The sequence below is a fragment of the Mycobacterium hackensackense genome, from assembly GCF_025822555.1.
GTDB lineage: Bacteria > Actinomycetota > Actinomycetes > Mycobacteriales > Mycobacteriaceae > Mycobacterium > Mycobacterium fluoranthenivorans.
Genome location: NZ_JACKUC010000030.1, coordinates 744035 through 767048, shown reverse-complemented (window position 1 = coordinate 767048; position 23014 = coordinate 744035). Strand labels below are relative to the sequence as shown.

23 protein-coding genes are annotated in these 23014 nt (G+C 68.2%); 10 read left to right on the top strand and 13 right to left on the bottom strand.

Annotated features, from left to right (window positions below; all coding sequences use genetic code 11):
• Positions 1 to 157: 157 nt before the first annotated feature.
• Positions 158 to 1492, top strand: a complete 1335-nt coding sequence (locus H7J86_RS13070) for a calcium:cation antiporter family protein (protein WP_372517265.1) — start codon at positions 158 to 160, stop codon at positions 1490 to 1492.
• Positions 1493 to 1503: 11 nt separating this feature from the next.
• Positions 1504 to 2454: an SDR family NAD(P)-dependent oxidoreductase gene (locus tag H7J86_RS13065; protein ID WP_267291452.1), complete on the top strand. Its 951-nt coding sequence runs from the start codon at positions 1504 to 1506 to the stop codon at positions 2452 to 2454.
• A gap of 3 nt (positions 2455 to 2457) precedes the next feature.
• Here the strand turns inward: H7J86_RS13065 and H7J86_RS13060 are convergent, their stop codons facing one another.
• Together H7J86_RS13060 and H7J86_RS13055 are read right to left on the bottom strand one after the other, a co-directional pair.
• On the bottom strand, positions 2458 to 2889 hold the full coding sequence (locus H7J86_RS13060) for an SRPBCC family protein (RefSeq protein ID WP_267291450.1): 432 nt from the start codon (positions 2887 to 2889) through the stop codon (positions 2458 to 2460).
• Positions 2886 to 4283 carry a DUF2867 domain-containing protein gene (locus tag H7J86_RS13055; protein ID WP_267291448.1) on the bottom strand — a complete coding sequence of 466 codons (1398 nt, stop codon included), beginning with the start codon at positions 4281 to 4283 and terminating at the stop codon, positions 2886 to 2888. The genes H7J86_RS13060 and H7J86_RS13055 overlap by 4 nt, the downstream gene beginning before the upstream one ends.
• 192 nt (positions 4284 to 4475) lie before the next feature.
• Here H7J86_RS13055 and fadD4 point away from each other — a divergent pair, with 192 nt between their 5' ends.
• The 7 genes from fadD4 to H7J86_RS13020 are packed head-to-tail and all read left to right on the top strand — an operon-like array spanning position 4476 to position 11919.
• Complete coding sequence (fadD4, locus tag H7J86_RS13050; protein ID WP_267291446.1) at positions 4476 to 5996, top strand: fatty-acid--CoA ligase FadD4; 1521 nt, start codon at positions 4476 to 4478, stop codon at positions 5994 to 5996.
• Entirely contained in the window at positions 5993 to 6886 is an 894-nt protein-coding gene (locus tag H7J86_RS13045) for an enoyl-CoA hydratase/isomerase family protein (RefSeq protein ID WP_267291444.1), read from the top strand. Before fadD4 ends, H7J86_RS13045 begins: the two co-directional genes overlap by 4 nt.
• 46 nt (positions 6887 to 6932) lie before the next feature.
• Positions 6933 to 8192, top strand: a complete 1260-nt coding sequence (locus tag H7J86_RS13040; RefSeq protein ID WP_267291442.1) for an MFS transporter — start codon at positions 6933 to 6935, stop codon at positions 8190 to 8192.
• The gene (locus tag H7J86_RS13035; RefSeq protein WP_090362997.1) at positions 8125 to 8508 is read left to right on the top strand and encodes an ArsR/SmtB family transcription factor; all 384 of its coding nucleotides are present in this window, start codon (positions 8125 to 8127) and stop codon (positions 8506 to 8508) included. Before H7J86_RS13040 ends, H7J86_RS13035 begins: the two co-directional genes overlap by 68 nt.
• 15 nt (positions 8509 to 8523) lie before the next feature.
• Positions 8524 to 9480, top strand: a complete 957-nt coding sequence (locus H7J86_RS13030) for a MaoC family dehydratase (RefSeq protein ID WP_267291440.1) — start codon at positions 8524 to 8526, stop codon at positions 9478 to 9480.
• A gap of 40 nt (positions 9481 to 9520) precedes the next feature.
• A complete protein-coding gene (locus tag H7J86_RS13025; protein WP_267291438.1) occupies positions 9521 to 10624 on the top strand; it encodes a CoA transferase in 1104 nt (367 codons plus the stop codon).
• Positions 10618 to 11919, top strand: coding sequence for an amidohydrolase family protein (locus H7J86_RS13020; protein ID WP_267291436.1), 1302 nt, complete (start codon positions 10618 to 10620; stop codon positions 11917 to 11919). The genes H7J86_RS13025 and H7J86_RS13020 overlap by 7 nt, the downstream gene beginning before the upstream one ends.
• Before the next feature lie 9 nt (positions 11920 to 11928).
• Here H7J86_RS13020 and H7J86_RS13015 read toward each other — a convergent pair whose 3' ends face one another.
• The 11 genes from H7J86_RS13015 to H7J86_RS12965 form a co-directional block, all read right to left on the bottom strand.
• Positions 11929 to 13383 carry an aldehyde dehydrogenase family protein gene (locus H7J86_RS13015; RefSeq protein WP_090362994.1) on the bottom strand — a complete coding sequence of 485 codons (1455 nt, stop codon included), beginning with the start codon at positions 13381 to 13383 and terminating at the stop codon, positions 11929 to 11931.
• Between the two features lie 130 nt (positions 13384 to 13513).
• Entirely contained in the window at positions 13514 to 14278 is a 765-nt protein-coding gene (locus H7J86_RS13010; protein ID WP_090362992.1) for a GntR family transcriptional regulator, read from the bottom strand.
• Positions 14279 to 14347: 69 nt separating this feature from the next.
• Positions 14348 to 15127: a 3-oxoacyl-ACP reductase FabG gene (gene fabG / locus H7J86_RS13005; RefSeq protein WP_187097759.1), complete on the bottom strand. Its 780-nt coding sequence runs from the start codon at positions 15125 to 15127 to the stop codon at positions 14348 to 14350.
• 11 nt (positions 15128 to 15138) lie between these two features.
• Positions 15139 to 16134: a phosphotransferase enzyme family protein gene (locus tag H7J86_RS13000; RefSeq protein ID WP_267291434.1), complete on the bottom strand. Its 996-nt coding sequence runs from the start codon at positions 16132 to 16134 to the stop codon at positions 15139 to 15141.
• Positions 16131 to 16796, bottom strand: coding sequence for a microcompartment protein (locus H7J86_RS12995; protein ID WP_267291432.1), 666 nt, complete (start codon positions 16794 to 16796; stop codon positions 16131 to 16133). The genes H7J86_RS13000 and H7J86_RS12995 overlap by 4 nt, the downstream gene beginning before the upstream one ends.
• 4 nt (positions 16797 to 16800) lie before the next feature.
• Positions 16801 to 17082 carry a BMC domain-containing protein gene (locus H7J86_RS12990; RefSeq protein ID WP_090362988.1) on the bottom strand — a complete coding sequence of 94 codons (282 nt, stop codon included), beginning with the start codon at positions 17080 to 17082 and terminating at the stop codon, positions 16801 to 16803.
• An 11-nt stretch (positions 17083 to 17093) separates the two neighbouring features.
• Positions 17094 to 17342: a EutN/CcmL family microcompartment protein gene (locus tag H7J86_RS12985; RefSeq protein ID WP_090362986.1), complete on the bottom strand. Its 249-nt coding sequence runs from the start codon at positions 17340 to 17342 to the stop codon at positions 17094 to 17096.
• Positions 17343 to 17367: 25 nt separating this feature from the next.
• Positions 17368 to 17847, bottom strand: coding sequence for a hypothetical protein (locus tag H7J86_RS12980; protein WP_267291430.1), 480 nt, complete (start codon positions 17845 to 17847; stop codon positions 17368 to 17370).
• The gene (locus tag H7J86_RS12975) at positions 17844 to 18455 is read right to left on the bottom strand and encodes a BMC domain-containing protein (protein ID WP_267291428.1); all 612 of its coding nucleotides are present in this window, start codon (positions 18453 to 18455) and stop codon (positions 17844 to 17846) included. The genes H7J86_RS12980 and H7J86_RS12975 overlap by 4 nt, the downstream gene beginning before the upstream one ends.
• A 4-nt stretch (positions 18456 to 18459) precedes the next feature.
• Entirely contained in the window at positions 18460 to 20007 is a 1548-nt protein-coding gene (locus H7J86_RS12970) for an aldehyde dehydrogenase family protein (protein ID WP_267291426.1), read from the bottom strand.
• Complete coding sequence (locus H7J86_RS12965; RefSeq protein WP_267291424.1) at positions 20004 to 21284, bottom strand: class-III pyridoxal-phosphate-dependent aminotransferase; 1281 nt, start codon at positions 21282 to 21284, stop codon at positions 20004 to 20006. The genes H7J86_RS12970 and H7J86_RS12965 overlap by 4 nt, the downstream gene beginning before the upstream one ends.
• A gap of 185 nt (positions 21285 to 21469) precedes the next feature.
• On the opposite strand from H7J86_RS12965, the gene H7J86_RS12960 reads away from it, so the two are divergent.
• Positions 21470 to 23011: an APC family permease gene (locus H7J86_RS12960; protein ID WP_267291422.1), complete on the top strand. Its 1542-nt coding sequence runs from the start codon at positions 21470 to 21472 to the stop codon at positions 23009 to 23011.
• The last annotated feature ends 3 nt before the right edge of the window (positions 23012 to 23014 follow it).

The window sequence follows — 23014 nt, the reverse complement described above, 5'->3', positions numbered from 1 at the left end:
AAGGGGAGTAGTTCCTGACCGCCGGCTGGCCCGGCGCGATGCGGATGGTCGACACACTGGCGGCGGTAGCCGCCCGGCCCTCCACCGGATCCCATATCCGGCGAGCGAGACCTTCGGCCGACATGACATCTGTCGGTCCGAGGTTTCGTCGCCGTCGATGAAGTCCGGGCCGGACACCGCGCACACAGCAAGGACTGCCCTCGTGACCAGAACCCACGGATGGACCCTCATCCGGTCGCTCGCCCTGGCCCTCGTCTTCATCATTCCCGCTCTGGTGGTACGCGTTGCCGGCCTGCATCCGAATCCCATTGTGGCGCTGGTGATCTACGGATCCGCGGTGGTCGCCGCCAGTTTCCTGCTGGCCTGGGCCGCCGAAGCCGCACAGATCGATGTGTCGGGCGGACTGGCCATCGCCGTGCTGGCGCTGATCGCGGTGCTCCCCGAGTACGCCGTCGACCTGTACTACGCGTACACCGCCGGCAGCAATCCCGAGTACGTCCAGTACGCGGCGGCGAACATGACCGGCTCCAACCGGCTGTTGATGGGTATCGGGTGGCCCGTCGTCGTGCTCGTCGGCCTGTGGGTGGCCCGCCGCACCACAGGTCAGAAGACGTCGAAGATGGCCCTGGACCCCGGTAACCGGGTGGAGCTCGGGTTCCTGCTCATCGCCGGTGTGATCGCCTTCGTCATCCCGTCGACCGGACGGATCCACCTGGTGCTGGGGGTGGCGCTGCTGGCCTGGTTCGGTTTCTACCTCTACAAACTGACCCGGGGCGAGGTCGAGGAACCCGATCTGATCGGTGCCGCCGCCGCCATCGGCGCGCTGCCCACCGGGACCCGTCGCCGCACCGTCGTCGCCCTGTTCGTGATCGCGGGTGCGGTCATCCTCGCGTGTGCCGAACCGTTCGCCGAGAGCCTCATCGGCGCCGGAACCGAACTGGGGATCGACAAATTCCTCTTGGTGCAGTGGTTGGCGCCGCTGGCATCGGAGGCACCCGAGTTCATCATCGCGATCATCTTCGCCAGCCGGGGCAAGGGCACCGCCGCGATCGCCACCCTCATCTCGTCGAAGGTGAACCAGTGGACGCTGCTGATGGGCTCGCTGCCCATCGCGTACCTGGCCGGCGGCGGCGGAAGCGCCCTCGTGCTGGACGGCCGCCAGATCGAAGAGGTGTTGCTCACCGCGACCCAGACCTTGATGGGCATCGCGCTGATCCTGTCGCTGCGCTTTCACCGGCACACCGCCTGGCTGCTGCTGGCGCTGTTCCTGGTGCAGTTCCCCATCACTTCGACCACGGGCCGGCTGGTGCTGTGCGGTGTCTACGGCGTGCTCGCCATCGCCGGTCTCATCGTCAACCGGCGCGAGCTGCTCCCGACGCTGCGGGCGCCGTTCGGTGCGCCGACGTCGGCGCACGTCATCGACGGCCGGCCGATACGGAGGGCCGGCGGCTCCGAATCAGGAGAGGAATCCCCCCTCTTCGCGGACCGATAGGAGCCACCCCGATGACCAGCTTCCCCGGGAAGTTGTTCGACGCCCTGCTCGACCGCACGATCGCTGCGGGGTACTCCCGAGTGGGTTACGCCGTGCGGGAGCGGTTCTGGCCGGCCCTGGATCCGGGCGCGCTGGACGGGGCCACGGTGCTGGTCACCGGCGCGAACTCCGGTATCGGCAAAGCCATCGCGGCCGGCGCCGCCGAGCTGGGCGCCACCGTGCTGATGACGGTGCGGGACCGCGCGCGCGGCGAGGCGGCCCGAGACGACATCCGCGCCGGGCTGCCCGGCGCGAAGCTGGTGGTGCAACGCTGCGATGTGTCCGATCTGACGGACGTGCGGGCGTTCGCCGCCGAGCTGACGGCGAGCCGGCCTCGGCTGGACGCGGTGATCCACAACGCCGGTGTCATGCCGCCGGAGCGCACCTACACGGCCCACGGGCACGAACTGTCCCTGTCCACCCATGTGCTCGGGCCCCTGCTGCTCACCGAGCTGCTGTTGCCCGCTCTGGTCGCCGCGCCCGATCCGCGCGTGGTGCTGATGTCCTCGGGCGGTATGTACACCCAGCCGTTGCCCGTGGACGACATCGAATACCGCAAGGGTCGCTACCGCGGCGCGACGGCCTACGCGCGCAGCAAGCGGGTCCAGGTCGCGCTGACGCCGCTGCTCGCGAAGCGCTGGCCGGTGATGGTGGCGGCGATGCACCCGGGCTGGGCGGACACTCCCGGAGTCGCCGAGTCCCTGCCGGCGTTCCGCCGACTGACCGGCCCGGTGCTGCGCACCGCCGAGCAGGCCGCCGATACCGCGATCTGGCTCACCGCGACAACTCCCACGCCACCGTCGGGCGAGTTCTGGCACGACCGCCGGATCCGTCCGATGCACTACCTGCCGACCACGCACTACAGCGATGCCGACCTGAACTGGGTGTGGCAGTACTGCACCAACGCGGTCGGACTGGCGTAGCTCTCAGATCTTCGCGAGTTCGCGGCGCAGCCCTTGGGCGCCCTTGTCCATCAGGTTCCCGACGGCCAGCCGCAGCAGCGGCTCGGCCCAGCGAAGTAACCCCTGGAACGCGAATTCGATCTGGTAGGTCACCTGCGAACCGTCGGAGTCCGGGCGCACGGTGATGGTGTCATGCGCGAGGAGCGAGGAGTTCTCGCCGCGCAGGCGGATGGATTTCCCCGGGGTCACCTCGGTCACCTCATAGACCAGTTCGCTGGTCCGGCCGGCGAATTTCGAGGTGTTCTCGTATCGGGTGCCCACACCCCCGTCACCGGCGACCCGCACGGTCCGCACCGTACCCGGATCCCACTGCTCGGTGGTGGTGAAGTCCGCCAGGTAGGCGAACACCGCATCGGGTGCGGCCTGGGTGTACACCGTGCGCTGCATCTGGATCATCTGCGCTCCTTCGTATGGTCGGTCGCTGCGACGCCGCGCAGCAGGGCGGCGAGCCCGGCCCGGTGCATCGGCAGCAGGGCGTACCAGAAGATCTGTCCGGCAAGCCCTTTCGGGGTGTAGATGGCCCGCTGGTGGACGCGGGTGCGCTGTGCGTCGAGAGGTTCGAGCTCCCATTCGAGCCGGATACTGCCCGGCGCGCGGGTGTGCGCCAGCACGCGCAGATACTGCGGTTCGGTCTGCTTCTCGACCCGCCAGTGGCGGCGTCCCGGACCGAACGGGAACGGCCGCCGGCGATTCTCGGTGCGGCCCCCGTCGAGGGCGTGCCACACCCGGTCGACGGGTTCGCCGCAGTCGATACTGCGCACATCGGTGTACACCACCTCGCCGGCCCAGGACGGATCGGACGGCAACGGGTCCGACGGCGCCCCGTTCGCCGAGGCGTTCGCCCATGTGGTTTCCACCTCGCCCCGGTCGGCCAGCCGGAGCGCGAGGGTGACGGCGTCCCGGTAACCGGTCGGCCCGCCGGGCGGCGGTGCGATGATGGCGTCGATATCATGTTCGGCCGCAACGGCATCGGTGCTCAACGATTCGATGAGGGCGCGACCGATACTGCGCGGGACCGGTGTCACCAGGCCGATCCACAACCCGGCGAGTTTCGGTGTGAGGACCGGGAGCACCAGGATCCGTCGCGGTGCCAGACCGGCCACCTCGGCGTAGATCTGCATCATCTCGCCGTAGCGCAGCACATCGGGTCCACCGATATCGTAGGTGCGGCTTTTCGGCAGCTCGGCCGTCGCCGCCGCGATCAGGTAGTACAGCATATCGCGCACGGCGATCGGCTGGATGTGGTTGTTCACCCAGCGTGGTGTGGTCATCACCGGCAACCGGTCGGAGAGGTGCCTGATCATCTCGAAAGACGCTGAGCCGGAACCGATCACCACACCGGCCTGCAGCACCACCGTCGGAATGCCGGAGTCCATCAGGATCTGCCCCACCTGGGCACGTGAGCGCAGGTGCGTCGACAACTGGTCGGAGTCCGCGTGCAGGCCGCCGAGATACACGATGCGGCCCACGCCCGCATGGGTGGCCGCCGCGGCGAGATTGCGCGCGCTGCGGCTCTCCGCCTCGATGAACTCCCCATCGCTGTTCATCGAGTGCACGAGGTAGTAGATGACGTCGACGTCCCGACAGGCGGCGTCGAGGGTGCCCCGGTCCATCAGGTCGCCCTGGCAGACCTCGACATCCGCGGCCCACGGCACGGTGCCGATCCTGGCCGGATCGCGGACCAGTACCCGCACCCGATGCCCGGCGCCCAGCAGTCGCGGTGCGAGCCGCCCGCCGATATAGCCCGTCGCTCCGGTGACCAGCACCCGAAGTGAACCGTCGTCCGTCACAAGGCCTCCTGCCGGCCACGGACTACGTCGCAGACGTGGCTGCGCGTGGATTCCACCGAACCTCCCAGACCAAACCCTTGTCCTCCGGCATTCGGAGCCGGCGGCCGCCCGGATGGGCCGGTGAAGCTGGTCGCGGCACGTGTGGCGGCCACCACTTGACGGGTGTCAAGAGGCGCGTCGTAGAGTCAGCCCATGCAGATCCGTGAAACCGCGCTCGCAACCCCTGACAAGCCCGCGGTCATCCTGTATCCGGCCGGCACCGTCGTCACCTTCGGTGAGATGGAGGCCAGGGCGAACCAGCTCGCCCACTACTTCCGCAGCCGTGGGCTGCGCGAGGGTGACGCCGTGGCGATCCTCATGGAGAACACCGAGCACATGCACACGATCATGTGGGCGGCGCGGCGGTCGGGGCTGTACTACGTCCCGATCAACACCCATCTGACCGCGGCCGAGGCGGCCTACATCATCGACAACAGCGAGGCCAAGGCCATCGTCGGGTCCGCCGCGCTCCGCGACGTGTGCGCCGAGCTGGCCGCGCACCTGCCCAGCGGCCTACCCGCCGTGCTGCTCACCACGGCCGACGACCTGGACGGCTGGGCGCAGTACCCGGCGGCCGTCGCCGATCAGCCCGAGACGCCGATCGACGACGAGACGGACGGGGACCTGCTGCAGTACTCGTCGGGGACCACCGGCCGGCCGAAGGGCATCAAGCGCGCGCTGCCGCATCTGCCGCCCTCGGAGACGCCCGGACTGATGGCGGCACTGGTGTCCATCTGGATGAATCCCGACGCGGTGTACCTGAGCCCGGCGCCGCTGTACCACACCGCGCCGTCGGTGTGGTCGATGCAGGCGCAGGCCGGTGGCATCACGACGGTGGTGCTGGAGAAGTTCGACGCCGAGGGCGCGCTGGATGCCATCCAGAAGCACGGCGTGACGCACGGGCAGTTCGTCCCGGTGATGTTCACCCGCTTCCTGAAACTGCCCGAGCAGGTCCGCCGCTCCTATGACGTCTCGAGCCTGCAGCGGGTGATGCACGCTGCGGCACCGTGCCCGGTGGAGATCAAGAAGCAGATGATCGACTGGTGGGGTCCCATCGTCGACGAGTACTACGCCTCCTCCGAGGCGATCGGTGCCACGCTGATCAGTGCGCAGGAGTGGCTGACCCACCCCGGCTCGGTGGGTAAGGCGATGACCGGGATCGTGCACATCCTCGACGAGTCCGGCAACGAGTTGCCGGCCGGTGCGGCGGGCGAGATCTTCTTCGAGGGCGGGCAGGATTTCGAGTACCTCAACGATGCCGAGAAGACCAAGTCCGCGCGTGATTCGCGGGGGTGGAAGACGGTCGGCGATATCGGCTACCTCGACGAGGACGGCTACCTCTACCTCACCGACCGGCGGCATCACATGATCATCTCCGGCGGGGTGAACATCTACCCGCAGGAAGCCGAGAACGTGCTTGTCACGCATCCGAAAGTGATGGACGCCGCGGTGTTCGGCATCCCCGACGCCGAGATGGGCCAGAGCGTGAAGGGCGTGGTGCAGACCGTCGATCCCGACGATGCCACCGAGGAGTTCGCGCAGGAGCTCCTCGCCTGGCTGCGGGACAACCTGGCGCACTACAAGTGCCCGCGGTCGATCTCGTTCGAGGCGCAGCTGCCGCGCACCGACACCGGCAAGCTCTACAAGCAGGAGCTGATAAACAAGTACTCGTGAGCGAACTGGCGCTGCCGGCAGGCATTCTCGTCGGTACCGGCGCGCCCGCTGATCATCTGACCTTCACGCTCACCGAGAATTCCGCCGAGGACCCGCGGCTGATCACCGTCGATTCGGTGGAACAGGCGGTCACCGAGCTGACCGGACGCTGCGCGCGCTGGCCGCAGGCCGCCGCGGTATGCGATGACGTGCTGCGTGCCCTGGACCCGGCGGCCCCGGCATTCGGCGGAGTGATCACCGAATCGCTGGCGTATTCGACGCTGCAGGCAGGTCCGGAATTCAGCCGCTGGCTGGCCGGCCGCGGGCCCGTGCAGCTGCCGGTCCTGCCCGATCCCGTGCAGGCCGAACGCGCCGGGGACACCCTGTTCGTGCGTTTCAACCGTCCGCAACGGCATAACGCGTTCACCACCGATGCGCGTGCGGCGCTGCTGGAAGCGCTCGAGGTGGCCCGGCTCGACGACGGCATCACCGAGGTGGTGCTGACGGGCAACGGCCGGTCGTTCTGCAGTGGCGGTGACCTGGCCGAGTTCGGCACCTTCGACGATCCGGCCAGTGCACATCTGGCGCGCACCAGGTACAGCCCGGCGCTGGTGCTCGATGAACTCGCCGGCCGGCTGGGGCCGCGCTGTCGTGCCGTGGTGCACGGTCAGGTGCTGGGCAGCGGTCTGGAGATGGCCGCGTACTGCGGGCACGTGCGGTGCCACCCGGATGCGGTACTCGGGCTGCCCGAACTCGCTCTCGGGCTCATCCCCGGTGCCGGTGGCACGGTGAGCATCACCCGGCGGATCGGCCGCTGGCGCACCGCCTATCTGGTGTTGTCCGGCCGCACCATCGACGCCCGCACCGCGCGGGCGTGGGGCCTGGTCGACGAGATCGGGCCGACGGCCTGACGACCTATATGTGCGCAACTGCGCACATATAGGTCATACTTGTCGCATGGTCCTGCGGCACCGCGTCTTCCGGCGACTCTACGTCGCCCAGGGGACCGCGCTGGCCGGCACCGGACTGCTGACCGTCGCGCTCGGGTTGCTCGCCTTCGAACTGGCCGGCGGCGCTGCCGGCACGGTGCTGGGCACCGCGTTGGCCATCAAGATGTTCGCGTATGTCTTTGCGGCGCCGGTGATGTCGGTGGTGACGGCGCGGCTGCCCCGCAAGGCGGTGCTCGTCGGGGCGGATATCGTGCGCGCGCTGGTCGCCGTGTCGCTGCCCTGGGTGCACCAGGTCTGGCAGATCTACCTGCTGGTGTTCGTGTTGCAGGTGGCGTCTGCCACCTTCACGCCGGCATTCCAGTCGGTCCTCGCCGATGTGCTCACCGACGAGGGTGACTACACCAGAGGTCTGGCCTTGACCCGGCTGGCCTATGACCTGGAATCGCTGCTCAGCCCACTGCTGGCCGCGGCACTGCTCACGGTGATCGCCTATGACGGCCTGTTCGTCGGAACCGGCGCCGGATTCCTGGTGTCGATGGCCCTGGTGCTGACCACCGCGATACCGTCGCCGGCGGCCGTGGCGGCGCCCGCGCCGCTGTACGTACGCGTGCTGGCGGGGATGCGGATCATGATGCGCAGCAAAGAATTACGCAGTCTTCTCGCGATGAACGTGGTGGTCGCGTCGGCCACCGCGCTGGTGGTGGTCAACACAGTGGTCTATGTCCGGGACCTGCTCGGGGGTGACAACACCCAGGTGGCGTTGTTGTTGGCCTGCTACGGCGCGGGGTCGATGGCGCTGGCCCTGCTGCTCCCGCGCTTGCTGGGTGTGTACCCGGACCGGGTGTTGATGCTCACGGGAGCCGGCCTCGCGGCGGCCGGCCTCGGTGTGACTGCCGTTGTGCTCGTGGCCGGCCTTGTCGATTGGCCGGTTCTGGCCCTGCTGTGGGTGGTGCTCGGTGCGGCGACGTCGATGATCAACACACCGACGGGCCGGCTGCTGCGGCGCAACGCCGGTGCGGACCGCGCCGCGGTCTTCACCGCGCAGTTCTCGCTGTCACATGCGGGATTCCTGATCACCTATCCGGTGGCCGGATGGGTGGGCGCGACCGTCGATCAGGGTGCCGCCGCCTCGATTCTCGCTATCCTCGCTACATTCGCGGCGTTGGCCGCGGTGCGAATCGCACGGAAGGACAGGGTCGATGGGCAGGCAGCCGGTCTCGGGGGAACGGGGACCGAAGCCAGGTCAGTCGCCCAGTCTCGTACATGAGGCCGCACCCGATCGGGAACGGCTCGATATCGCCAGTGAGACCTTCGGCATGCTGGCCGACCGCACCCGACTGCACCTGTTGTGGTTGCTGGCCCAGGGCGAGGCCGATGTCACGGCACTGGCGGACGCGACCGGAGCGTCCCGCACATCGATCAGCCAGCATCTCGCCAAACTGCGGTTCGCCCGGCTCGTGGACACCCGCAAAGACGGGCGCCGGGTCTTCTACCGGCTGCGCGACGGGCATCTGAGTCGCCTGGTGCAGGAGGGTCTCAACCACGCCGACCACCGGGTGACCGGGGAGCCCACCCACCCCTGACCTAGAGTGCGGGCCGTGACTGCGCATACGCCGGGTGGCCCGTATTTCGACGATCTGCGGGTCGGCCAGGTCTTCGACACCGCGCCGTCGATGACACTCACCTCCGGTGCGGCGGCGACCCATCAGGCCATCCTGGGGGACCGGCTGCGCCTGCCCCTGGACGCCGAACTGAGCCGGGCGGTGACCGGGGCCGCCGGCCCACTGGCCCACCCCGGTCTGGTGTGCGATATCGCGATCGGTCAGTCCACTCTGGTGACCCAGCGGGTCAAGGCCAATCTGTTCTATCGGGGCTTGAATTTTCACCGCTTCCCGGTCATCGGTGACACCCTCACCACCCGGACCGAGGTGGTCGGACTGCGCCAGAACTCCGCCAAACCCGGTCGCGCCGCCACCGGGCTCGCGGCGCTGCGGATGACCACCGTCGACCAAGCCGGCCGGTCCGTGCTGGACTTCTACCGCTGCGCCATGTTGCCGCTGTCCCCGGACGCGCCCGACACCGGCCACGCCGACGATCTGACCGCGATCGGCGCCGGACAGCAGGTGCCGCCGGATCCGACGGCCGGCTGGACGGTGGACGCAGTCCGGACCTCCGGTCGACCCGTGGCGGGGGCGGTCCTGTCCAGCACGGCGGATGTGGTGTCCAGTGCCCCGGAACTCGCCCGGCTGTCGCTCAATATCGCGGCCACTCATCATGACTGGCGCCCGGGCGGGCAGCGCCTGGTCTACGGCGGGCACACCATCGGTCTGGCCCTGGCACAGGCTGCCCGGTTGCTGCCCGACGTGCTCACGGTGCTGGGCTGGGAATCCTGCGATCACACGGGCCCCGTGCACGAGGGCGACACGCTCTTCAGCGAACTGCATGTCGAGACGGTGGGATCCGACGGCCGACTGGGGCTGAGATCGCTGGTCTACGCGGTGGGCGAGCCCGACCGTCAGGTGCTGGACTGGCGTTTCACCGCCCTGCACGCCTGAACCGGCGCGCCTCGGCGGCGCGCCGGGGCAAGATGGCGGGATGACCGAGGTGGGTGTTCCGCAGCAGATCTGCGCACGCGCCCAGCAGATCGCCGACCGGTTCGCGCTGCGTACCGGCGTCCCCGTCGATGCCACCCAGGTGCTCACCGGCCGTGCCGTGCAGCTGGGCTGGGCGCCCCGGGGCAGGTTCTCCGCGGGCGGTGCCACCCGACTACTGCGCGGGGCGGACGGCTGGTGCGCACTGACCCTGGCCCGCCCCGACGATCTCGACGCGGTGCCCGCACTGGTCGGCGCCGATGCCATCACCGATCCGTGGCAGGCGGTGCAGTCCTGGATCGAGCGGCACGGCGCCGTCGAGGCCGTCGGGCGAGCCCGGTTGCTCGGTCTGCCCGCCGCCCTGCTCGGTGAAACCGCAGCGGCCGCACCGCGACTGCACCGCACCGGGACGCCGCGGATCCGGCCGTGGGCCGATCTGCTGGTCGTCGACCTGTCGTCGATGTGGGCCGGCCCGTTGTGCGGGCACCTGCTCGGGGCCGCCGGCGCCACCGTGGTCAAGGTCGAGAGCCCGCGCCGCCCCGATGGCACCCGCGCCGGGCCGGCCGCCTTCTATGACTGGATGAACAGCGGAAAGCTGTCCTATTCAGTCGATTTCGATGACACCGAGGCCTTGCACCGGCTGCTTGCGGTGGCCGATGTGGTGATCGAGGCCTCGCGGCCGGCCGCGCTCCGGCGGCGCGGGCTGGACCCCGACACCGTCGCACCCCGCGATGGCCGGGTATGGCTGCGGATCACCGGGCACGGCGGCGACGGTGTGGGAGCGGACTGGGTGGCTTTCGGCGATGACGCCGCGGTATCCGGCGCGCTGGTCGGATATGACGGCGGCGGGCCGGTTTTCGTCGGTGACGCCCTCGCCGACCCGCTGACCGGTCTGCACGCGGCCGATGCGGTGGCCGAATCCCTGAGCCGGGGCGGGGGAGAACTCATCGACATCTCGATGGCGGCGACGGCGGCGCGCTACGCGGGCCTCGGGGGCGAGTGCCGCCGCGCGGCGGCACCGGAGCCCGGTTGCCCCGCACCGGAGTTGGGGGCCGATAACGCCCGAGTTCACAGATTGGTCGAGGAAAGGTGGTCCGTGTCATGCTGATTCGGCGTGCAACCCTGCTGGATGGCGATGTCGTCGATATCCGGGTGGACTCCCGGATCACCGAGGTCGCCCCGGCGCTGGAGCCCGCCGACGGGGAACAGGTGCTCGACGCCGGGCTCGGCCTGGTGATCCCCGGTCTGCATGATCACCATGTGCACGTGCATTCGGCTGCCGCCGCGGCAGATTCGCTGCGCGTCGGCGTCGGCGAGGTGCACGACCGCGATGATCTGGCCCGGGTGCTGGCCGCTGCCGAGGTGGGGGATGACGGTTGGATCCGGGCCATCGGCTACCACGAGGCGGTGGCCGGCTCCTTGGACCGGGACGGACTCGACGCGTTGGCGCCCTCGGTGCCGGTCCGGATCCAGCACCGCAGCGGTGTCCTGTGGACCCTCAACTCGGCCGGCCTGGCGGCTGTCGGGCTCGCCGATCATCCGGACGGCCGGCTGCGCAGTGCCGACCGGTCCTGGTCGGATGCGCTCAAACGGCGGGATACCGCCGTCGATGATCTCAGCCGGCGCCTCAGCCGGTACGGGGTCACCGGAATCACCGATGCCACACCGGATCTCGACATCACCGATATGGTGGTGCTGGCCGAGGTGCACCGCCGTGGCGGCCTGCGTCAGCACGTGCACCATCTCGCCCCCGGCAAACGCATCCTGCACGACGAGGATCTGGATCTCGGCGAACTCACGGCCTGGATCGGGCGCCGTCACGACGAGGACGCACCGGTGGCGCTGCACTGTGTGACCGCCGCCCAACTGGTCGTCAGCCTCGCCGCGCTGCGTGATGCGGGTGTGCATCCCGGTGACCGCATCGAGCACGCGGCGGTGGTGCCCGACGATCAGCTCGACGTGCTCGCCGGGCTGGGGGTCACCGTGGTGACCCAACCCAACTTCGTCGCCGAACGCGGCGATCAGTACCTCGCCGACGTACCGGCCGAGGAACACCAGGACCTGTGGCGGCTGGCCTCGCTGCTGGAAGCCGGTGTGCCGGTGGCGCTTTCCACCGATATGCCGTTCGGCGACGGCAACCCGTGGGCGGCGCTACGGGCGGCCGTGCACCGTCTCACCCCGTCGGGCGCCGTGCTGGGGGCGCGGGAGCGCATCGACGCGCGGACCGCGCTGGCGCTGTTCCTCGGCGACGCGGCCGAGCCCACCCGGGCCCGGACGGTGGCGCCCGGTGCGCCCGGCGATCTGTGTGTGTTGGCCGGCCCGCCCGAGGATGTGTTGCGCGATCTGGACGCAAAGTGGGTGGCGGCCACCATCATCGACGGTCAGGTGGTCGGCCGGGATTAGCGGTGTGGACTAGAGCGCAGCCCAGACCGACTTGGTCTTCAAGTAACCGTCGAGGCCCTCTTTGCCGAACTCGTGGCCCCAGCCGGACTGCTTGTAGCCGCCGAACGGCACATCGTGGTCGAACACCAATTGGCAGTTGATCTGCACGCTGCCGGCGTGCAACCGCTTCACCAGCCGGTGACCGCGGCTGATATTGGTGGTCCACACGGTGCCGGCGAGCCCGTAGGTGGTGTCGTTGGCCATCGCGATGGCCTCGTCCTCCTCGTCGAACGGGATGATCGACACCACCGGCCCGAAGATCTCCTGCTGATAGAGCCGCATACCGGGATCGACATTGGTCAGCACCGTCGGATGGACGAAGTAGCCCTTGCGGTCGAGCCGGTGTCCGCCGGTGACCACCTCGGCACCGTCGCGCTTGCCCTCCTCGATGAAATCCAGGACGCGGCTGAGCTGTTTGGCGCTGATCAACGGGCCGCTCATGACGCCCTCTTCGCTCGGGCCACCGTACTTCATGAAATTCGCGACGCCGGCGATGCCTTCGACGACCTGGTCGTACACCCCTCGTTGTACGAAGATTCGCGAACCACACACGCAGCCCTGGCCGGAATGCACGAAGATGCCCATCGCCGCGCCGAAGATGGCCTTGTCCAGATCGGCGTCGTCGAAGATCAGCACGGGTGATTTCCCGCCGAGTTCCAGCATCACCTTCTTGAGGTTGCCCGCCGAGGCGGCCACGATCATCTTGCCGACCTCGGTGGATCCGGTGAAGGCCACTTTCTCGACATCGGGATGGGCGCTGATCGCTGCGCCCGCGGTGTGTCCATAGCCGGTGATGAGGTTGACCACACCCTCCGGCACGCCGGCCTCATGGATCAGGCGATCCAGCAGAAGTGCCGAAAGTGGGGTCTCCTCAGCGGGTTTCACCAGGCTGCTACACCCGGCGGCCAGCGCGGGAGCGATCTTGGCGCAGGCGTTGAAGATCGGCCCGTTCCACGGGAAGATCAGCCCGACGACGCCGTAGGGCTCCTTGAGGGTGTACGCGTGCATGTCGACGTAGCTGTCGGCGGCGATGCCGGTGGTCTTCACGTCATAGGCGGTGCCGTTGATCTTGGAGCACCAGCCGGCGTAGTAGCGGAAGAACTCTGCGCAGGTGGGTACCACCATCTCGGATTGCAGTTTCATCATTCCGGTGTTGGCAGAGTCGATTTCGGCGAACTCGGCCGCGTGCTCGTCGATGAGATCCGCGATGCGCCACATGATCTTGGCGCGTTCGCGGCCGGGCAGCCCGGCCCAGACCCCGGCCTCGAAGGACGCCCTGGCGCGGGTGACCGCTTCGTCGACCCCGGCCTCCCCGCAGTCGGTGAACTCGGTGATCTGCTCCTCGGTCACCGGGTCGATGATCGGGATGACCTCGCCGGTCCCGGGGCGCGTCCGAATCTCGTCCAGAACCGCCTGCAGCGTCATCGTCGACCCTCTCGTCGTGCCACGGCGCAGAGGCGCGCCACTATGCTGAGCACCTGCTTAGCACTGTGGCGACCCCAAGGTCAATACCTCGTTGGCCGAATCGGAGAATGAGATTCTCCGAACGGGGAGGTCAGCCGGTCTGACGCTGCAAACTGATGGATGCCGGCTCACCGTCGGCGCCCGCGAGACCGCGCCCCTGTGCGGTGACGGCCAGTGCGGTGCGATCCCCGCGGAACAGATCCCGGGAGTACTCGTAGGGAGTGCCGTTCTGATCGTGCGTCACGCGGGTGATCAGCAGCAGCGCCGCTTTGGGCTTGATGCCCAGCAGGGTGGCCTCGTCATTGGTCGCGCTCACCGCCTCAATGCGTTCCACCGCGCGCCCGGCCGTCAGTCCGTACTCGGATTCCAGGATCTCGTAGAGCGATCCGCGCAGCGGCTGCTCCAGCAGTCCGGGAACGGTGTCGGCCGGAAACTGCGCGTGCTCCAACGAGATCGGCGACCCGTCGGCCAGCCGTACCCGCTGGATCTCGACCACGTAATCGTTCGGTCCGAGCTTCAGCGCGTGCTGGGTGCCGTGGTCGGGCACGCCGATCTTCGTCGACAGCACCCGCGTGCCGGCGACGTAGCCCTGGTGCGCGAGGAACGCGGGCACCCCGACCACGTCGGCGAGATTGCGCTCGACCTGTCCGTGGCTGATGAAGATACCGCCGGCCCGGCCGATCACCCGGTGCACCAGACCCGCCTCCTCCAGCGCGGCGAGCACCTGGCGCAGGCTGGACCTGCTGGTGCCGTAGCGCTCGGCCAGATCCCGTTCGCTGCCGAGTTTGGCTCCGGGTGTGCCGGCATTCACGTCTGCCACGATCCGGCGCCGCAACTCTTCGCTGTGAGTTGCCACCCGCGCCCCCTTGTCAGCCGTGCGACCCCGCCGGTCTTATTGGTATAGCCAATTCTAGCCGCAGGTGTCTCAGAGTTCGGCGATAGCCAGGTGCGATTCGGGCAGAATCTGCCCACCATCGACGACCAGCGACTGTCCCGTGATGTAGGCGGCCTCGTCCGTGGCGAAGAAGAGTGCTGCGTTGCCGATATCGGCCACCGAACCGAGCCGGCCCGCGGGCACGGCCGATGCCATTTGGTCGAGGTATTCCTGGCCCATTTCGCCGAGCCCGTCGGTGACGATGTTGCCCGGCAACACCGCGTTGACGGTGATCTTCTTCGGGGCGAGTTCCATGGCGGCGGTGCGCAGGAAGCCGAGCTGGGCGGCCTTGCTGGCACCGTAGTGCGACCAGCCCGGGTAACCGGTGATCGGTCCCGTGATCGACGAGGTGATCACCACCCGGCCGTGTCCGCTGGAGGTCAGCGCGGCCAACGCGGCCTGCACGATGTACACGGTGCCTTTGAAATTCACCGCGAGCACCGCCTCGATATCGTCGGGGGTGAGGTCCTCCAGCCGTCCCGACGGGAAGATCCCGGCATTGGCGCAGACGATGTCGACGCCTCCGTACCTGCGGACCGCCTCGGTCACCGCCCGGCGGGAATCCTCGGGGTCGGCGACGTCGGCACTGATCCCGCTGACCCGGCCGGGCAGACCGGCCAGCGCGGCGACGGTGCGATCCAGATCGTCGGCGTTGCGGCCGGTGATCACGACGTCGACGCCGGCACGTGCGAACGTCTCGGCGATCCCGCGGCCGATCCCCTTGCTGCCGCCGGTCACGATCGCGGTGCGGCCCTGTAGTGAGGTGAACATGGTGGTGCCCTTCAGAAGTTCAATGTGTGGCCATCGGAGGTCAGGTACCGCTCGGCCAGCGCGCAGCTGCCGGCGGCATAGCTGATCGCCTTGGTGGCGGATTCCCGGGTGTGGCTGTGGCTGCCCATCCAGGCCAGCAGCAGCAGCCGGCGTAGCAGGACGAACGAGGCCAGCATGTCCTCGTCGGCGGCGGCCAACTCGCGCCGCGTGCGGTAGCCGCTCACCCAGGAGTCCTGCCATTCCGGCAGCGCCGGATCGTCCTCGATGAAGGACACCGCGGTGCCGAAATCGTAGAAATACCAGCCGAATCCACAGTCATCGAAGTCGATGACGGTGATCTGGGATCCGTCCGGGTCGACCAGCAGGTTCGCCAGCCGCAGATCGGCGTGGATCAGCCCGTAGACCTCGGGCCCGGTGCCGTACTCGGTGAGCCGGTGCCGCAGCAGCGTCTGAGCCCGCTCGAGCACGGTCCGCTCGGCTGGACCGACCCCCTCGGCGTCCTGCCAGCGGCCCCATCGCGGGGCTGCGCCGAGGCTGTGCTCCCAGTCCCAGGAGAACCGGCCGAAGCCGGCCGGCCGGGTCCAGGACCTGGCGTGGTCGTGCAGCGCAGCGGTGATCCGGCCCAGGGTGTGGAAGTCCTCACGCGTGAGCGTGTTCTCGTCCGGCTCGACTCCGTTGACCATCCCGAAATGCACGATATGGCGAGGGGTTCGGTGGGGATCGGGGCCGTCCACGGTGACCAGCCGGCGTCCGTCGCGGGCGGGCAGCACGGTCGGCACCGTGACGTCACCCTCGGCTTTCAGCGCGGCCAGCCAGTCCAATTCCGACTCGATCTCGTGCGGCCGGTGATAGTCCTGCCGGTGCACCCGCAGGATCGACCGACGGTCACCGTCGGTGACGAGATAGGTGGCATTCTCCGACAGGTTCAGCAGCCGCAGTGACGCACCGGGGGAGATGTCGTAGTGCGCCCGCGCCTGTTCGGCCACCGCGCGGTCGTCGGCGATCACGAGTGGTCCCGTCCCTCGATCCCGGCAAGTACCGAGGTGATCCGATCGCGCGCCGCCGTCACCTCGGCGGTGCTGCCGCCGATGTAGAGCCGCCCGGCCGCGCCGATCATCTGCACATCCACCACGGTAAGCCCGGGCGCCACCCGTTCGGCCTCATTCGCCGCGACCGCGGCGAACAGTGCCGGGGTCATCTCGTACACCAGCAGCGACTGCCCGGGCAGGATCATCGATGCCTGCCGGTTGCGGTTCAGGATGACCGCGTGCTGATCGGTGATATCGGTGATGATGTCGTGATAGAGCACCCGCGGCCGGAGCTGGTCGGACGCCTTGTTGCCGGTGCCCGCGAGGATCGCCTCGCCGGCGCGGCGCACCTCGTCCAGATCGGCCGAATGGATCTCCAGCACACCGAATTGCCGTTCCACGTAGAGGATTCCCGGTTGGATGCCGGGTACCTCGCGCAGCGCCAGATCGATCACCCGCTCGATCGCCAACGCGGGCGACACCTCCACGATGAGGGCGTGCTCACCGGCATAGGGTGGATAGCCCCGGGCCCGGGTCGGGGTGCCGAGGTAGGCGGCGAACTGGCGCTGCAGGTCCTCCACCATCAGGTAGACGCGGATCTGGGTGTGAATCCGCGTGTGCTCCTGCGCTTCGGTCGGCATGGGGTTACTTGCCGGCGAGTGCGAAGTGTGCGCCGAGTTCGTTGTGCGGGCGCGGGATGACGTGCACGCTGACCAGTTCGCCCACCTGGGAGGCCGTCTCTGCGCCGGCCTCGGTGGCGGCCTTGACCGCGCCCACCTCGCCGGTGACGATGACGGCGACCAGGCCGTCACCGACCTGCTGACGATCGGTGATGGTGACGTTGGCGGCCTTGACCATGGCGTCCGCGGCGGCCAGCGCAGCCACGTAGCCCTTGGTTTCGATGAGACCGATTGCGTTGCTGGACATGGTTGTTCTCCTTATTTGTTGGGATGGGTATCGATGGATCCGATGATGAGTGCGTCCACCGGGGGTGGTGTGCCGGTGAACCAGCTCGAGGCCACCGACCCCTGGGCGATCAGGACGCGCTCGCCCACGCCGGTACCGAGGACGTCGAAGGCGATCAGGCTGCTGCCGCCGTCGACCTCGACTTCCAGGAAGGCGCCCGCCGGAATCCCCGCCACGCGGCGGGTGGACCAGACGTTGCCGGTCACGGTCGCTGAAATCATTGACGCTCCTTCGTCGCTGGGGCGATCATGTGCGCTCCTTCGTGATGGTGATGCCGAGCATCCGCGCCTTCTCCCGCGCCAGCGGGGTGAGCACGGCCCGGCGGCCGAGGACCAGCGTGCCGCCGGCCAGGTCGGCGATGTGTCGTTCGGTCACCGCGCCGCTGTGCACGCGGTGCACCGCACCCGTGGGGGTGGCGTGGGTGGTGTTGCCCAGCCGAAACCGCAGCCGGCCGGCTTTGAGGTCGGCCCGGGTCTTCGGATTCTCGAACAGCCGCAGCAGTTTTCGCACGAAGCCGTCCAGGTCGGTATCGGTGGTCAGTCGCACCGTCTCGGTACGGTGGCGCTCATCGGCCGCGCGCGGACCGGTGGGTTCCGGGCCGGCCGGCTGAACGGGACTCGCGGGCGGCGAGGGTGGGGCGGTCCGGATACCGATGCCGACATCCCGGACCGCTTCGCGCACCACCTCCCGCACCAGCGCGCGGAGCTCGTCGCGGTCCATGCTCACGCTCGGGCCAGGGCATCGCGGGCGGCGTCCGCGGCCTGGCGGACGTCGGCCTCGGTGCCGGAGAGGTAGACCCGCCCCGTCGCACCGATCATCCGGAAGTCGACGACCTTGATGTCGGCGGCCTTCTCGGCCTCGTTGGTGGCCAGGATGGCGTAGGACGCGGGCTGCACTTCGAGCACGAACAGGGATTCGCCGGCCAGCACCATGGAACCGATCTTGTTGCGGTTGATCAGGAATGCGTGCTGATGGTCGATGCTGGAGATGATCCGGGAGGCCAGGATGGTCGGCCGCACCGCGGCGTGCGAGTCATCGCGTCGAGATTCCCGCAGCGAATCCAGCGCCGCGTCGGCGGCGGCCTGCACCGCACCCGTCTCGCCGTGGAACTCCAGGTAGCCGAATTGCCGCTCCACCACCAGGATTCCGGCCTTGACCTCGGCATGCTTGAGCGCCACGTCGGTGACGCCCTCGATGTCCAGGCCGGGGGCGACCTCGATGATCTGAGCGGCCTGGTTCGCCCGCGGCAACGCACCCTTGATCCAGGTACCCAGGTAGGACATCGTCTGCGGCTGCAGGCGGTCGATGAAGATGAAGGAACGAAGTTCAGCCACGGATCTACCTCTTGATCAGTTGTGCGAGTTCTTCGACGACCAGGGCGCGCAGTTCGGCGCGCAGGGCATCGAGATTCGGGTCGGTCGAGCGTGCCGGTGCGGGGTATGCCGGCCGCGGCGGCGTCACGGGCGCGCCGCGATCGTTGGAGGCCCGCGGGTACGCCGGAACCGGCCCCGTCGGTGTCTGCCACGGCACGATGCCGCCGAAATCGCCTATCGGAACCCCGTTTTCGGCGTTGTACGCGATGCGGGCCCAGTTGATCAGGTTCTGCGGTGCCAAGTTCTCGCCGATGGAACTGCGGCCGACGAATCCGGTGCCGATGGTCATCGACGGTGCCAGGTTGGTGTCCAGGCCGGAGCTGCCGGTGCTGTTACCGACATTCACCGACACCCGCAGCACCGGCACCTGCGCCGCGAAATCGGCGATCACCGAGGGGTTCTCGCTGTGGATGGCCGCCGAATGACCCGCACCGCCGATGCGCACCACGGCCCGGGCCGCGCGGATACCGCGTGCCGTATCGGCTGCGGTGGTCATCCCCAGAACCGGGCAGAGTTTCTCATGGGCCAGCATCTCCTCGGCGATCACATCGCCGAACGGAGCGATGAGCACCTTGGTCTTCTGGGTGACGCGCAGACCGGCCTGTCCGGCGATCCACGCGGCGTCCCGGCCCACGACCTCGGTGTTGAGCCGGCCGTCGGCGAACATGTAGGCCCGCAACCGTCGTGCGCCGTCCTCGTCGAGCAGGTGCGCCCCGGCTCTGGTGAGGGCCCCGCGCAGCGTGTCGGCGATGGAATCCTCGGCGATGAGCACGGATTCGTTGGTGCACAGCACCGAGTTGTCGAAGGCCTTGCTGTCCACGATGCGCATGGCGGCTGCGGCGGCATCGGCGCTGGCGTCGACGAACACCGGCACGTTGCCGGGCCCGACCCCCAGTGCCGGGTTGCCCGACGAGTACGCCGCGCGGACCACGCCCGTTCCGCCGGTGGCGACGATGACATCGGTGCGGTCATCGGCCATCAGCGCTTGCACCAGCGGAATCGACGGCTCCTCGACCACCTGCACGACGCCGTCCGGTGCGCCCGCGGCGACCGCCGCCTCCGCGAGTACCCGGGCGGCGCCGGCCGAGCAGTGGGCGGCCCGCGGGTGCGGCGCGATGACGACGGCATTGCGGGTCATCAGGGCGAGGATCGTCTTGAAGTACACGGTGGCCACGGGATTGGTGGTCGGCGTCAGGGCCAGCACCACCCCGGCGGGGCGGGGGAGTTCGACGATCTTGCGGGCGGCGTCGATGCGCGGTGTCACGTAGTCTTCGCCGCGGTAGTGGTCGACGATGCCCCGTGAGCACGCCCGGTTCTTGGTCACTTTGTCGGCCACCACGCCCATCCCGGTTTCGGCGACCGCCTCGGCGGCGAACCGTTCGGCTTCGGCGTGGGCTGCCTCGGCCACCGCATGCACGATCGCCGTCACGGCTGTCGCGTCGTATTCGGCGTAGGCGGCGGCCGCCCATCGGGCCCGTTCGAGCATGTGGCCCGCCTGTGCGGTGCTGGTCATGTGTTCTTCCTTCCCCGCGCAGCGGTCTTGGCCCGGGCCACGGCGACGTCGAGGCGGTCCAGCACGTCCTCACACAGCTCGCGGGAGAGCAGCAGGCCCGGTTTGAACTGCAGCACACGGGGATCCAGGGTCGAGAAGATGGCCCACACCCCGTTCTCGTAGAGCTCCCGCATGACGAACTTGGCGCCTTCGGGGTGGTCGAACTCGAGCCCGATCACCACGCCGTTCTGCCGGATGCCGATGAACCAGTCCGGATGGCCGGCCTGGATGCGGCGTAGCCCGTGGTCGAAGAGGTCGGAGATGTAGTGCACCATCGAGCGCACCTCGGGCCGGCAGCTGATCTCCAGGGTCTTGATCGCGGCGACGCAACCGAGTTCGGACCCGCCGAATGTCGAGATGTGTCCGAAACCGTCCTGATCGAGCCACTGTGCGGCCCGGTCACCCAGCAGCGCCGCGGTGATCGGGTACATGCCACCGGACAGGCCCTTGCCGGTCACCAGGATGTCCGGCTCGATCCCGTGCTTGGTGATGGCCCACAGTTCGCCGGTCCGCATCAGTCCGGTCTGCACCTCGTCGGCGATGTAGAGCGTGCCGTGTCTCTCGGTGGCCGCCTTGACCGCTTCCAGGTAACCCGGTGCGGGAAGCGGGAATCCGTAGGTGGCCGGAATGGTCTCCATGATGACCGCGGCGATGTCTCCGGAGGCCAGCACCCGCTCCATCGCGTCGATATCGTTGAACGGCACCTGGAGGAACTCATCGGGGTTGTCGGACAGGAAGAGTTTGGCGAACCGGTCGTCGCCGGTGGCGACCGCCAGTCCGGTGTGACCGTGGTAGGCCTTCACGATCGAGACGATCTTGCGGCGCTGGGTGGCGTGCCGGGCACTCTTGAGCGCGATATCGATCGCCTCACCACCGCCGGACCCGAAGGCCACCTTCTTGATGGACGCCGGGGCGGTCTGGACCAGGCGCTGGGCCAGCGCGGTGCGCGCCACCGAGGGAAAGTGGTGGTTGCCGACGTCGAAATGCGTCATGCCCTCCGTGATTGCTTGCATCACTTCGGGATTGCGATGACCGAGGTTGTAGGTGCCGCCGTTGAGATGCATGTCGATGAGCCGGCGCCCACCCATATCCCACAGGAAGTACCCCTCACGGCGGTCGATCACCAGATCGACACCCGAGTCGGTCCAGAACTGGGTCTTGTCCGGGTTCCAGAACGTCTTCGCGCGCTCGAGCACCTCGGTCTTCGAAGCGAATGAGAACGTGCCGTAGTCGTACATGCGGCTCCTCTGCCGTCACTGGGAAGCGGTGACGGCGCCCACCGTAAAACGGTAGGACCAATTGTGTCAATGGCCCAGATTGGGTCTTGCGCCAATCAATTGGTAGTGCCAATATACGAGAGGTTCCGGCTGTGGCGTGCGCCACATCGAGCCGCCCTCTTCACGCGTGGAAGGTACGTCCATCGATGACTGAGAACGTCGCACCACCTACCAAAAGACCAGCTGACGGCGCTGGTGACGTCCAACGACTGAAGCGCAACGCAGTGGGCACCATCGGCGTCATCTTCATGGCGGTGGCCACCGCGGCGCCGATCACCGCGATGGTCGGCAATGTCCCGATTGCCGTCGGATTCGGAAACGGTTCACATGCCCCGGCCGGCTATATCGTCGCGACCGTCGTCCTCGGGCTGTTCGCCATCGGGTACGCGACCATGGCCAAACACATCACGGCCACCGGTGCCTTCTACGGCTACATCTCGCACGGTCTCGGGCGCATCATCGGTATGGCCAGCGGCCTGCTGATCACCATGGCCTACATCGTGTTCGAGGCGTCGCTCATCGGGATCTTCTCGTTCTTCTTCCAGAACCTGTTCGCCTCGCAGTTGCACATCCAGGTGCCCTGGCTGATCCCGGCGCTGCTGATGCTCACGCTCAACTGCATCCTCACCTATTTCGACGTGAACCTGACGGCGAAGGTACTCGGGGTGTTCCTGGTGACCGAGATCGTCATGCTGGCCCTGGGTGCGCTGGCGGTATTGGTCAAAGGTGGTGGCCCCGAAGGGTTTGCCGTGGCCGAGACGCTCAATCCGATCGGTGCGTTCACCCCGGCGGCGGTCGCCGGGGCCAGTGCCGGACTGGGCCTGTTCTTCGCCTTCTGGTCGTGGGTGGGATTCGAGTCGACCGCGATGTACGGCGAGGAGTCCAAGGATCCCAAGCGAATCATCCCGCGCGCCACCATGATCAGCGTCATCGGCGTCGGCCTCTTCTACGTGTTCGTGTCGTGGATGGCCATCGCGGGCACCGGTCCGCAGCAATCGGTCGAGCTGGCCCAGGATCCCGCGACGTCATCGGAGATCTTCTTCGGGCCGGTGCGCGGCACCTACGGTGAATGGGCCATCACGGTGTTCAACATCCTCCTGGTGACCGGATCGTTCGCCTGCGGTATGGCGTTCCACAACTGCGCGTCCCGGTATCTGTACGCACTCGGCCGGGAAGGCCTGTCGCTGCGGCTGCAGAAGACCATCGGCGCCACGCACCCGACGCACGGATCGCCGCACGTCGCGTCGTTCGTGCAGACCGGGATCACGCTGGTGCTCATCCTGGCCTTCTTCTTCGCGGGCATGGACCCCTACGTGCACATGTACACGCTGCTGGCGATCCTCGGCACCATGGCCATCATGGTGGTGCAGTCACTCTGCGCCTTCTCGGTCATCGCGTACTTCCACTTCCACAAGAACCACCCGTCCAGCGCCCACTGGTTCAAGACGTTCACCGCGCCGCTGCTCGGCGGTATCGGCATGCTGTACGTGGTGTACCTGCTCTGGGAGCACAAGGACGCCGCTGCGGGTGCGGCGTCGGGCACGTTGCTGTTCAAGCTGACACCGTGGATCGTGGTCGGACTGTTCGTACTCGGGGCCGCGCTGGCCACCTACTTCCGGCTGCGCGACCCGCGCCGCTACGAACTGATCGGCCGGATCGTGTTCGAGGACAACGTCGTCCGAGAGTAGCGA

What these genes read in the sequence shown, in the direction of transcription:
- H7J86_RS12970 (WP_267291426.1), bottom strand. Translation starts at nt 20,007, where the DNA reads ATGACCAGCACCGCACAGGCGGGCCACATGCTCGAACGGGCCCGATGG.
- H7J86_RS13065 (WP_267291452.1), top strand. Translation starts at nt 1,504, where the DNA reads ATGACCAGCTTCCCCGGGAAGTTGTTCGACGCCCTGCTCGACCGCACG.
- fabG (WP_187097759.1), bottom strand. Translation starts at nt 15,127, where the DNA reads ATGTTCACCTCACTACAGGGCCGCACCGCGATCGTGACCGGCGGCAGC.
- H7J86_RS13015 (WP_090362994.1), bottom strand. Translation starts at nt 13,383, where the DNA reads ATGACGCTGCAGGCGGTTCTGGACGAGATTCGGACGCGCCCCGGGACC.
- H7J86_RS12965 (WP_267291424.1), bottom strand. Translation starts at nt 21,284, where the DNA reads ATGTACGACTACGGCACGTTCTCATTCGCTTCGAAGACCGAGGTGCTC.
- H7J86_RS13040 (WP_267291442.1), top strand. Translation starts at nt 6,933, where the DNA reads ATGGTCCTGCGGCACCGCGTCTTCCGGCGACTCTACGTCGCCCAGGGG.
- H7J86_RS13060 (WP_267291450.1), bottom strand. Translation starts at nt 2,889, where the DNA reads ATGATCCAGATGCAGCGCACGGTGTACACCCAGGCCGCACCCGATGCG.
- H7J86_RS13020 (WP_267291436.1), top strand. Translation starts at nt 10,618, where the DNA reads ATGCTGATTCGGCGTGCAACCCTGCTGGATGGCGATGTCGTCGATATC.
- H7J86_RS12995 (WP_267291432.1), bottom strand. Translation starts at nt 16,796, where the DNA reads ATGCCGACCGAAGCGCAGGAGCACACGCGGATTCACACCCAGATCCGC.
- H7J86_RS12960 (WP_267291422.1), top strand. Translation starts at nt 21,470, where the DNA reads ATGACTGAGAACGTCGCACCACCTACCAAAAGACCAGCTGACGGCGCT.
- H7J86_RS12990 (WP_090362988.1), bottom strand. Translation starts at nt 17,082, where the DNA reads ATGTCCAGCAACGCAATCGGTCTCATCGAAACCAAGGGCTACGTGGCT.
- H7J86_RS13035 (WP_090362997.1), top strand. Translation starts at nt 8,125, where the DNA reads ATGGGCAGGCAGCCGGTCTCGGGGGAACGGGGACCGAAGCCAGGTCAG.
- fadD4 (WP_267291446.1), top strand. Translation starts at nt 4,476, where the DNA reads ATGCAGATCCGTGAAACCGCGCTCGCAACCCCTGACAAGCCCGCGGTC.
- H7J86_RS12985 (WP_090362986.1), bottom strand. Translation starts at nt 17,342, where the DNA reads ATGATTTCAGCGACCGTGACCGGCAACGTCTGGTCCACCCGCCGCGTG.
- H7J86_RS13070 (WP_372517265.1), top strand. Translation starts at nt 158, where the DNA reads ATGAAGTCCGGGCCGGACACCGCGCACACAGCAAGGACTGCCCTCGTG.
- H7J86_RS13025 (WP_267291438.1), top strand. Translation starts at nt 9,521, where the DNA reads ATGACCGAGGTGGGTGTTCCGCAGCAGATCTGCGCACGCGCCCAGCAG.